Raw genomic sequence first — 9,692 nt, 5'->3', positions numbered from 1 at the left:
TACTACAGCGGCGTTAAAAGCTGTTCGTTTAGAATGACTAAACTTCACAACTTTTGCCTTGTATTGACAAAAAACAGTCTATAGCTCAAATTATAAACAAAGATTAACAGACCCTAATTTGGGCATAAAAAAACGGGCAGATTACTGCCCGCTTTTTATCATTAGGTTAAATGCTAACTTTGTGTTTCTGAGTCCGGATCGCCAATGGCAATCGGCCTGATTAAGCCAAAGAAAGCGACAATAGCAATGGCAGATGATGCCAAACCTAAATAGACCGACAATTCATAATCCAAGCCAAAGCCAATTTGCGCATTAAACAAGAACGTAGTACAAACCGCTGTCATAAAGACTGCCGGGATTGTGGCAACCCAGTGGAATTTGGCATAGCGATACAGATAAGCCGCTGCAACCCACAACATCACCGTTGCCGTAGTTTGGTTTGCCCAACCAAAATAACGCCACAAAATTTGGAAATCAATTTTAGAGACCACAAAACCAATTGCAAACAACGGAATCGCAATCAACAAACGTTTTGGCAAGCTACGTTGTTCTAATTTGAAGAAATCAGCAATCAGCAAACGTGCTGCACGGAATGCGGTATCGCCAGAAGTGATTGGCAACACGACTACGCCCAGTACCGCCAGAATTCCACCGAATACGCCCAACATACCAATAGCCGAGTCATACACCACTTTCGACGGCGTACCCGCCGCAATTGCCGCATTCATTGCTTCGGAAGATTCATAGAAACTCAAACCGACCATACACCAAATTAACGCAATTACCCCTTCACCAATCATCGCACCGTAGAAGATAAAGCGTCCTTCGTTCTCATTTTGGGTACAACGTGCCATCAATGGCGTTTGAGTTGCATGGAAACCGGAAATCGCGCCACAGGCAATAGTGATGAACAACAACGGCCAAATCGGCAGATCTTTCGGATGTAAATTCTGTAAGAAAGTGCCAAAATCAACGTCCATCCCCACACTGCGGAACAGCGGAATGCCTTCGAAAAATAAACCGAACAGCATGCCTACGGTCATAAACAACAGCAACGCCCCGAATAGCGGATAAATCCGTCCGATGATTTTGTCAATCGGTACTAGGGTTGCCAGTAAATAGTAGATAAAGATAACACTAGTCCAGATGACTAAAATAGTTCCGCTGCTGACACCGGATTCCTCATTTACTGCACCTGCCCCCACAGACCCGGAGCTCATTACTTCGGTTGTAATATTGGTCAGCAATGATGCAGGGCTGGCAACAAAGACCACACCGACCAGTAATAGCAGCAAAATCGCCAATACATTCATAAAGTGCTTGGCGGGTGCACCTAAATATTTGCCCGCCAAAAACGGAATATTGGCACCTTTATTACGGATACTCAGCATGCCACAAAAATAATCGTGCACCGCTCCGGCAAAAATACAACCGAATACAATCCACAACATCGCCACAGGACCATACAATGCCCCTAAAATCGGACCAAAAATCGGGCCGGTTCCGGCAATATTCAATAGCTGAATCAACCAGATTTTTTTCTTCGACATCGGCACATAGTCAACGCCATCAGCCATATGGTGGGCTGGTGTGGCTCGTGCCGGGTTGATTTTGAAAATCTTTTCAATAATCTTGCCATACACGAAATAACCGGCCAGCAATAAGCCTACACAAATGAGAAACCATAACATAATCAATACTCCAAAAAAGGAAGACATAAAGACGCTGGCATTCTAACAGAATTCGCAATAGGTGAAAGAATTGTAAATAGATAGTACGTTTTTTTGCACAAAAATGTGACAAGTCGCACATTTTTAATACATAAAAATAAGATAGGCAAAGTGCGGTTGTGCTATCTGCTGATTCAATAAAACCGCACTTTAATAATTTGGAGGTTAACGCTAAATAAAAAACGGCTCCGGATCAATCCTCTTTTTTTGCTGGTTTTTCCAGTTCCGGATCTTGTTTGATAATCGGCACACAGCGCCGGCAACCACCACCTTGATCAACGCCCATCTCTTTGCATAGCTGGTTGTATTTCTCCAATAGGGTTTTGAACAGCCCTTTTTTGCCTGATGTTTGCTTATCGCCCACCATTTTCCTTTCCTCCGGCTTCAGTATTAACTTTGCTTAATCCCTGAAATTATTAAACTGGAACGGCTGTCCCAACTCTGCACCTTTCACCAGTTGAATCACCGCTTGCAAATCATCACGCGATTTGCCGGTCACCCGCACTTGATCACCTTGAATCTGGGTTTGCACTTTGATTTTGGCGTCTTTCACCAGCTTGGTGATTTTCTTCGCCATCTCGCTTTCAATCCCTTGTTTGATCTTCACTTCTTTACTGTAAATCTTGCCGCTATGCTCAAACTGCTCGTCAATATCCAATGAATTATGCTCAATGCCACGCTTAATCATCGCACTGCGCAAAATATCCAGCAATTGTTCCACCTGAAAATCCGATTCGCTGCTGACTTTGATTTTGACATCTTTTTCGTTCAGCTCAATTGCGGCTTGTACGTTTTTGAAATCCCAGCGGTTAGTCAAATCACGATTGGCATTTTCTACTGCATTGCGTACTTCGTGTACGGTCACTTCGGATACAATATCAAAAGAAGGCATAATTTATTTCTCCTCAATCTCAAATTTATGTTCAAATTTATGGTTTTTACTAGGGTCTGTTGATGTTTGCAAACGTTGATTGGCTTCCAATAATAGCAAAAGTGCGGTCAAATCGCTGTAATTAATCACAATCTGCGCCTGTTGTTGCACTTTCGGTTTGGCATGAAAAGCAATGCCCAAGCCCGCTTGTGCCAACATCGGCAAGTCATTTGCACCGTCGCCAATCGCAATCGTCTGTTGTTTGTTTAAGCCGAATTGTTCACGCAAATCGTTGAGGGTTTGCGCTTTAAAGTTCGCATCAACCACCTGCCCGATCACTTGTCCTGTCAGCACGCCGTCGATAATTTCCAGTTGATTCGACACGGCAGCATCGAGTTTTAACGTTTGCTTTAAATAATCGGCAAAATAAGTGAAGCCACCGGAAGCAATCGCGGTGTGCCAACCGTGCTGCTGCAATACTTGCAACAGCCGCTCTAAACCGGGCATTAACGGTAACTTTGACCGCACTTGCTGCAAAATCGCCTCTGGCGCACCTTGCAGCGTACCCACGCGACGGCGCAGGCTTTGTTCAAAATCTAATTCACCGCGCATCGCCTGTTCGGTGATTTCAGACACCAATTCACCACAGCCTGCCAATTTGGCAATTTCGTCAATACATTCAATTTGAATCGCAGTAGAATCCATGTCCATCACCAGCAATCCAGCCGTCTGCAACCGCACTTCGCCGTTCAACAACGCCAAATCCAAGCCAAATTGATTGGCAACATTCAGCCATTCACGCTGATAATGCCCGCGCAAAATCACTGCTGCCATTTGCTCACTTGACCAAGCATCACACAGCCACAACGGCTGCCGGATTTGCTCCGCAAAAGCAAGCAACGTGGTTTTATCTAAACGTTTACCGTACAAAACAAACGGCTGCACCGCACTTGATGTGGTTGGTTTTCCATTCAATTCAGCCGGTAACGTTGTCCAAAAATCAGTTATCGTATTCAGATTGTGTTGTGACATACTCGTTCCAAGTTATTTTACTGTGCTATAATCCGTCGCTATTAATAGCACAATTTCACGCATTTGAACATTTATAAGAGGCAACGTTGGTCTATTTGAATAAAGAAAAAGTCATCAAATCAGTGCTGTTACTGACGATCATTTTAGCCTGCGGCGCCATTCTCAGTGTGATTTTGTATGGCGTAAACCAGTTTAAGGTCGGCTCGCAGCTCGCCAGTGTCAATCAGGTCTCCTATCTGTCGCACACTTTGGTTCGACAACAGGCAAATCTGATGTCGGTGCTGTTGGCAAACAATGCCAAACCGGAAAGTTTAAGTGACAGTTTGGATCAATTCCAAATGCAGGAATTTGTGCTGGACGCTACCGTATATTCGCCGCAAGGCGCTATTTTGGCACAAAGCAGCAATCCGTTTAATTTTCGTGCCCGCATTGGCTTGGACGCCACCAACGATAGCGAAATCAATAGCACCCAACAAATTGTCGAGCCGATTTATTCCGCCCGCGGCTTGCTCGGCTATCTGCGCGTGACCTTTGACACCCAATACGGACAAACTACCCAAGAAAAAATCAACTCACTGTTTCACCATCTCTACGGCGAGTTAATCATCGTGTTTCTCTGTGGCATATTGTTTGCCAGCAGCCTTCACTATTTTTTGCGCAAACGACGCAAAACCGTCGTCACACATAAAGTCGAGCCAAGTGCGGTCAGTAAAGCCAGCAGCCATGCTGCACAAGCGTTCCATTCCAAACGGCGGCGCTTTCGGGTGTAATCGCCCATAAATACGCTTTTTGGGCAGCAAAAAACCGCACTTTAAAAGTGCGGTTTCCAATTTAAACCGTTTTAAACGACAAATAGAATTAGGCTGCCAATTTTTTGATATGAGCAGATAATTTAGATTTGTGGTTAGCCGCTTTATTGGCGTGGATCAGGCCTTTAGAAGCCATTCTGTCCACCACTTTTTGCATTTCGACAAATGCGGTTTCGGCTGCGGATTTGTCACCGGTTGCTACGGCTGCGTAGGCTTTTTTGATGTAAGTACGCATCATAGAACGTTGACTTGCATTGTGCTGACGGCGTTTTTCAGATTGAATCGCACGTTTTTTCGCTGACTTGATATTAGCCAAGGTCAAACTCCCAAGAATTTCTGTAAAAAATGGACATAAAAATAAAGGCGTAAAATATGCCTGCTTTCTATGCGTTTGTCAAATAGTAATATGCACTTTGTTCGTTATCGCCGTGTATTGCCGCAACAAGACACGATTTAGGGTTGTAGCCACAGCGAAAACAGGGTTCGGACAAAAGAGCCACTTTCGCCATCTTTTCCCCACTTCACATGCTCTACCTTACACATAGGGGCGCAATTTTAGCAGTTTTTTTATGTGGAATATAGCTAAAAAACAAATTTTCTATACAATTAGCCCAATCATTCAACTTAAGTCGTTCAACTTATTCTGCCATCAGAGATCCTGTTTTGAGTAAACCGTTATTGAAATCCGGCATTATCGTCAGCAGCATGACCCTGTTGTCACGCGTACTCGGGCTAATCCGCGACGTGGTGATCGCCAATCTGCTCGGTGCCGGTGCCGCAGCCGATATTTTCTTATTTGCCAACCGCATTCCAAATTTCCTGCGCCGGTTATTTGCCGAAGGCGCTTTTTCGCAAGCCTTTATTCCGGTATTGGCGGAATATCGCAAAGAAGGTGATCTCAGCCAAACGCAGGAATTTGTCGCCAAAGTGAATGGCACGCTCGGCGGTTTGGTGGCGATTGTCACCATTGTCGCCATGGTCGGCTCGCCGGTGATCGCTGCGATTTTCGGTACCGGTTGGTTTATGGATTGGCTCAATGACGGGGCGAACGGCTATAAATATGAGCAAGCGTCGTTGCTGCTGAAAATCACCTTTCCTTATTTATGGTTTATCACTTTGGTTGCGCTGTCGGGTGCGATTTTAAATACACTCGGCAAATTCGGCGTGATGGCGTTTTCGCCGGTGTTGCTCAATATTGCGATGATTGCCACCGCACTTTTCCTGGCACCACGGATGGAAAGCCCCGATCTGGCGCTGGCAATCGGTATTTTTCTCGGCGGCTTACTCCAATTTCTATTCCAAATTCCGTTTTTAAAACAAGCCAAAATGCTGGTGAAGCCGAAATGGGCGTGGCACGATCCGGGTGTAAAAAAGATCCGCACCTTGATGATTCCGGCACTGTTCGGGGTCTCGGTTAGCCAAATTAACTTGTTGTTAGACACCTTTATCGCCAGTTTTTTGATGACCGGTTCCATCAGTTGGCTATATTATTCTGACCGCCTGCTCGAATTTCCGCTAGGGCTGTTCGGCATTGCGATTTCCACTGTGATTCTGCCAACTCTCGCGCGCCACCACGTGCACAAGCAAGGAAACGAGGTGGTCAGCCAAGAATTCCGCAACACCATGGATTGGGGCGTGCGCATGATTTTACTGCTCGGCATTCCGGCCGCAATCGGGATCGCAATTTTGGCACAGCCGATGTTGATGGCGCTGTTTATGCGTGGCAGTTTTTTACTCAGCGATGTAATCGCCGCATCCTATTCGTTGTGGGCGTTCACCAGTGCCCTGCTTAGTTATATGTTGATTAAAATTCTCGCCAACGGTTACTATGCACGACAAAATACCAAAACACCGGTGCGCTACGGTATTATCGCCATGGTGAGTAATATGGGCTTTAACCTGTTGGCAATTCCGTTCGGCTACGTCGGTTTGGCGATTGCCTCCGCCATGTCCTCCACCTTGAACGCCTATCTGCTGTATCACGGACTTGCCAAAGCCGGCGTCTACCGCTTAAGCAAAACGACGCTGATTTTTGCCCTGCGCCTGCTCGCCTCAGCGCTCGGCATGGGCGCATTTCTGTTCTACTATTCTCCAACGCTCAACACTTGGGCAGCAATGGGATTATTCAGCCGTATTCATTGGTTGATCTGGTTGGTTTGTGGCGCCGGTTTGGTCTATTTTATCTTGCTGGCACTGTTCGGCGTGCGCAAACAGCATTTTCGCCATTAATGATCAGGATAAACTATGCAATTAATTCGTGGAATTTATAATTTACCCTTACTGCCACAAGGCTGTGCGCTGACCATTGGCAATTTCGACGGCTGCCATTTGGGGCATCAACAAATTCTGGCGCACTTGAAACAAAAGGCGCAGCAGCTGGGCTTGCCGACAGTAGTAATGTTATTTGAACCGCAGCCAAATGAGTTTTTTTCCGCCACAAACGCCCCGGCGCGACTGATGCGCTTGCGTGATAAATTGCTGTTTTTACAGCAAGCCGGCATTGATTATGTGCTGTGCGTGCGCTTCAACCGCACTTTTGCTAATCTGAGCGCCGATCAATTTATCCAACAGTATTTGGTCGAAAAACTACAGGTAAAATTCCTCAGTATCGGCGACGATTTCCAATTCGGCGCACAACGGCAAGGCAATTTTCAGACGCTATTAAACGCCGGTGCAAAGTGCGGTTTTGAAGTGGAAAACAACGACAGTTTCGCGCTGAATAACCAACGTATCAGCAGCACTTTAATCCGTAAAGCACTCGCCGAGGATGATTTGGCGCTTGCCGAAGCGATGTTAGGCAAGCCGTACAGCATTGGCGGACGAGTGGCGCACGGCAATAAGTTAGGACGCACCATCGGCTTCCCCACTGCCAATATCCACCTGCACCGCCAAGTCAACCCGATTCAAGGGGTGTATGCGGTTGAAATTATCAACAAGTGCGGTCAACAGCATTTCGGCGTTGCCAATATCGGCAACCGCCCCACCGTCGATGGCAGCACACGCCCGCTACTGGAAGTGCATATTTTTGATTTCAATGGCAATTTATACGGACAACCCTTAGAGATCATCTTACGCAAAAAAATCCGCAACGAAATTAAATTCGCTGATTTTGCCCGGTTAACACAACAAATCGCTAAAGATGTACAGACGGCAAAAGATTTTTTTAAATTAAACGGTTAGGTGTACTGTACGCTAATGGACAAGGCGTTAAACAAAACTTTCAGCTCGCAAAATCTTGGTTTGGCAAAGCCTGTGATAACGCGATCAACTTGGTTGTAATAATTATCGTAAACTCAATAAGCAAGGTTATTAAAGATCAAAGTGCGGTCTGAAAACCGCACTTTACCGATTCACAATTTTAGCATCAAAATCATATCGTCCAACGGCGATAGGCTGAAACCATGCGCCAAGTAAAATTGCTTGGCGTTTTCGTTTAAGGCGTGAACCAATAAAGCACGCACACCGACTTGCTCGCTGATGCGATGCACACGCAGAATCACATCTTTCAACAAACCTGCGCCGAAATGCTGATCTTGCAAACGCTGATCCACCGCTAAACGCCCTAAAACAATCACTGGGATCGGATTTGGCATATTGCGTCTGATCTTGCCGGTTGCGGCTTGGTGGGTTATCGAGCCTGAGGCGATGGCATAATACGCCACCACAGTGTGGCTCTCATCACACACCACAAAAGTTCGACTAGCTCGGCTCAACTGATTTTTGAGTGCGTTTTTCTGTAACCAGTGATCTAAAATCGGCTCGCCGCAAACAAAATCCTGCACTCGATGCTTGGAGGTTAAAGGTTCAGGAGCACAATATTTCATTGTATTAGCCGCTATTCCCAAGGAGTGCGACGATTCAACAATTTTTCCAGTTGAGGATTACTCGCAATCGGCTCATCCAACAACTGCACAAACCGGTTAAAACGCTCATCATCAAGCTGAAACAAGGTTTGATCCAAAATGACATTTTTAGCATACGCACAACTGACCTCTAACATAAAATCAGAACGGGTTTTGCCTAGCAAGGCTGCCGCCTGATCGATCAACTCACGCTGATTCGGCATTGCACGTAAATTTATTGGGGCGCTACGCATAAGAAACTCCAAAATATACAATCAATATACAAATATTAGCACTCTTTTTAAGCGGGTCAAGTCTTCCGCAAAAACTATCGAAAATTAACCGCACTTTGCGTATAATATGGCGATTATTTGCTTAAAAACATGGAATGAATGATGTCTAACGAAAATACTGACTACAAAAACACGCTGAATCTGCCGGAGACCGGCTTTCCGATGCGTGGCGATCTGGCAAAACGCGAGCCGAAAATGCTGGAAAACTGGTATCAAAAATCGCTGTACCAAAAAATTCGCCAAGCGGCAAAAGGCAAAAAAAGTTTTATCCTGCATGACGGCCCTCCCTACGCCAATGGCACATTGCATATCGGACACGCAGTCAACAAAATTTTAAAAGATGTGATCATCAAATCTAAAACCGCACTGGGCTACGATTCGCCATATGTTCCGGGTTGGGACTGTCACGGCTTGCCGATTGAACTGAAAGTCGAGGGCTTGGTCGGCAAACCGAACCAAAAAATCAGCGCCGCCGAATTCCGTGAAGAGTGCCGCAAATACGCTGCCAGCCAAGTGGAAGGACAGAAAGCTGACTTTATCCGTTTCGGTGTTTTAGGCGATTGGGACAATCCATATCTGACCATGAATTTTGATACCGAAGCCAATATTATCCGCACGTTGGGCAAGGTGATCAAAAACGGGCATTTGTACAAAGGCTACAAACCGGTGCATTGGTGCTTGGACTGCGCGTCCTCCTTGGCGGAAGCGGAAGTGGAATACGAAGAACACAAATCACCATCGATTTATGTGCGTTTTGCCGCTGACGAGCAAAGTGCGGTTGCGGCTAAATTTAATGCTGGTGGCAACGGCAAGATCTCAGCCGTAATTTGGACCACGACACCGTGGACTTTGCCGTCAAATAAAGCCATCTCAATCAACCCTGAACTTGATTATCAACTGGTTCAACTCAACGGTGAACAACCGGAGCGGTTGATTTTGGTAAAAGAGCTGGTAGAAGCCACAATGCAGGCGTTGGCGATCAGCGACTATGCGGTGTTAGGCGAAGCCAAAGGCAGTGATTTAGAGCTACTGAGCTTTAAGCACCCGTTCTATGATTACAGTGTGCCGTTTATCTTGGGCGACCACGTCACCACCGAAGCCGGTACCGGCTTGGT

The 9,692-nt window shown here is 46.0% G+C and carries 12 protein-coding genes; 5 read left to right on the top strand and 7 right to left on the bottom strand.

Annotated elements, in window-relative coordinates:
* Window positions 1-173: 173 nt before the first annotated feature.
* From FHQ30_RS09990 to serB, 4 genes are all read right to left on the bottom strand, one after another.
* Window positions 174-1,691: a carbon starvation CstA family protein gene (locus tag FHQ30_RS09990; RefSeq protein ID WP_139611403.1), complete on the bottom strand. Its 1,518-nt coding sequence runs from the start codon at window positions 1,689-1,691 to the stop codon at window positions 174-176.
* 232 nt (window positions 1,692-1,923) lie between these two features.
* The gene (locus tag FHQ30_RS13280) at window positions 1,924-2,097 is read right to left on the bottom strand and encodes a DUF5363 domain-containing protein (RefSeq protein ID WP_176552640.1); all 174 of its coding nucleotides are present in this window, start codon (window positions 2,095-2,097) and stop codon (window positions 1,924-1,926) included.
* A gap of 33 nt (window positions 2,098-2,130) precedes the next feature.
* Window positions 2,131-2,622: a YajQ family cyclic di-GMP-binding protein gene (locus FHQ30_RS09985; RefSeq protein WP_132967631.1), complete on the bottom strand. Its 492-nt coding sequence runs from the start codon at window positions 2,620-2,622 to the stop codon at window positions 2,131-2,133.
* Window positions 2,623-2,625: 3 nt separating this feature from the next.
* Window positions 2,626-3,633, bottom strand: a complete 1,008-nt coding sequence (serB, locus tag FHQ30_RS09980) for a phosphoserine phosphatase (protein ID WP_139611402.1) — start codon at window positions 3,631-3,633, stop codon at window positions 2,626-2,628.
* 86 nt (window positions 3,634-3,719) lie between these two features.
* Between serB and FHQ30_RS09975 the strand changes: the two genes are divergently transcribed.
* Window positions 3,720-4,403 carry a YtjB family periplasmic protein gene (locus FHQ30_RS09975; protein ID WP_267963828.1) on the top strand — a complete coding sequence of 228 codons (684 nt, stop codon included), beginning with the start codon at window positions 3,720-3,722 and terminating at the stop codon, window positions 4,401-4,403.
* 88 nt (window positions 4,404-4,491) lie between these two features.
* On the opposite strand, the gene rpsT is transcribed toward FHQ30_RS09975, so the two are convergent.
* The gene (rpsT, locus tag FHQ30_RS09970) at window positions 4,492-4,758 is read right to left on the bottom strand and encodes a 30S ribosomal protein S20 (protein ID WP_132967633.1); all 267 of its coding nucleotides are present in this window, start codon (window positions 4,756-4,758) and stop codon (window positions 4,492-4,494) included.
* 347 nt (window positions 4,759-5,105) lie between these two features.
* On the opposite strand from rpsT, the gene murJ reads away from it, so the two are divergent.
* The 3 genes from murJ to FHQ30_RS13465 are packed head-to-tail and all read left to right on the top strand — an operon-like array spanning window position 5,106 to window position 7,774.
* The gene (murJ, locus tag FHQ30_RS09965) at window positions 5,106-6,671 is read left to right on the top strand and encodes a murein biosynthesis integral membrane protein MurJ (RefSeq protein ID WP_139611401.1); all 1,566 of its coding nucleotides are present in this window, start codon (window positions 5,106-5,108) and stop codon (window positions 6,669-6,671) included.
* Window positions 6,672-6,686: 15 nt separating this feature from the next.
* Entirely contained in the window at window positions 6,687-7,622 is a 936-nt protein-coding gene (ribF, locus tag FHQ30_RS09960) for a bifunctional riboflavin kinase/FAD synthetase (RefSeq protein WP_139611400.1), read from the top strand.
* Window positions 7,610-7,774: an SEL1-like repeat protein gene (locus FHQ30_RS13465; RefSeq protein ID WP_442805677.1), complete on the top strand. Its 165-nt coding sequence runs from the start codon at window positions 7,610-7,612 to the stop codon at window positions 7,772-7,774. The genes ribF and FHQ30_RS13465 overlap by 13 nt, the downstream gene beginning before the upstream one ends.
* Before the next feature lie 18 nt (window positions 7,775-7,792).
* Here FHQ30_RS13465 and FHQ30_RS09950 read toward each other — a convergent pair whose 3' ends face one another.
* Window positions 7,793-8,266, bottom strand: a complete 474-nt coding sequence (locus FHQ30_RS09950; RefSeq protein ID WP_139611399.1) for a GNAT family N-acetyltransferase — start codon at window positions 8,264-8,266, stop codon at window positions 7,793-7,795.
* An 11-nt stretch (window positions 8,267-8,277) separates the two neighbouring features.
* A complete protein-coding gene (locus tag FHQ30_RS09945) occupies window positions 8,278-8,538 on the bottom strand; it encodes a type II toxin-antitoxin system TacA family antitoxin (protein ID WP_139611398.1) in 261 nt (86 codons plus the stop codon).
* Between the two features lie 141 nt (window positions 8,539-8,679).
* On the opposite strand from FHQ30_RS09945, the gene FHQ30_RS09940 reads away from it, so the two are divergent.
* Window positions 8,680-9,692, top strand: a 1,013-nt coding sequence (locus FHQ30_RS09940) for a class I tRNA ligase family protein (RefSeq protein WP_139625168.1), incomplete at its 3' end; no start/stop codon positions are given.

This window comes from Testudinibacter sp. 'clade 2' (genome assembly GCF_006227735.1).
Taxonomy (GTDB): domain Bacteria; phylum Pseudomonadota; class Gammaproteobacteria; order Enterobacterales; family Pasteurellaceae; genus Chelonobacter.
This window is presented reverse-complemented; position numbering and strand designations above follow the sequence as displayed.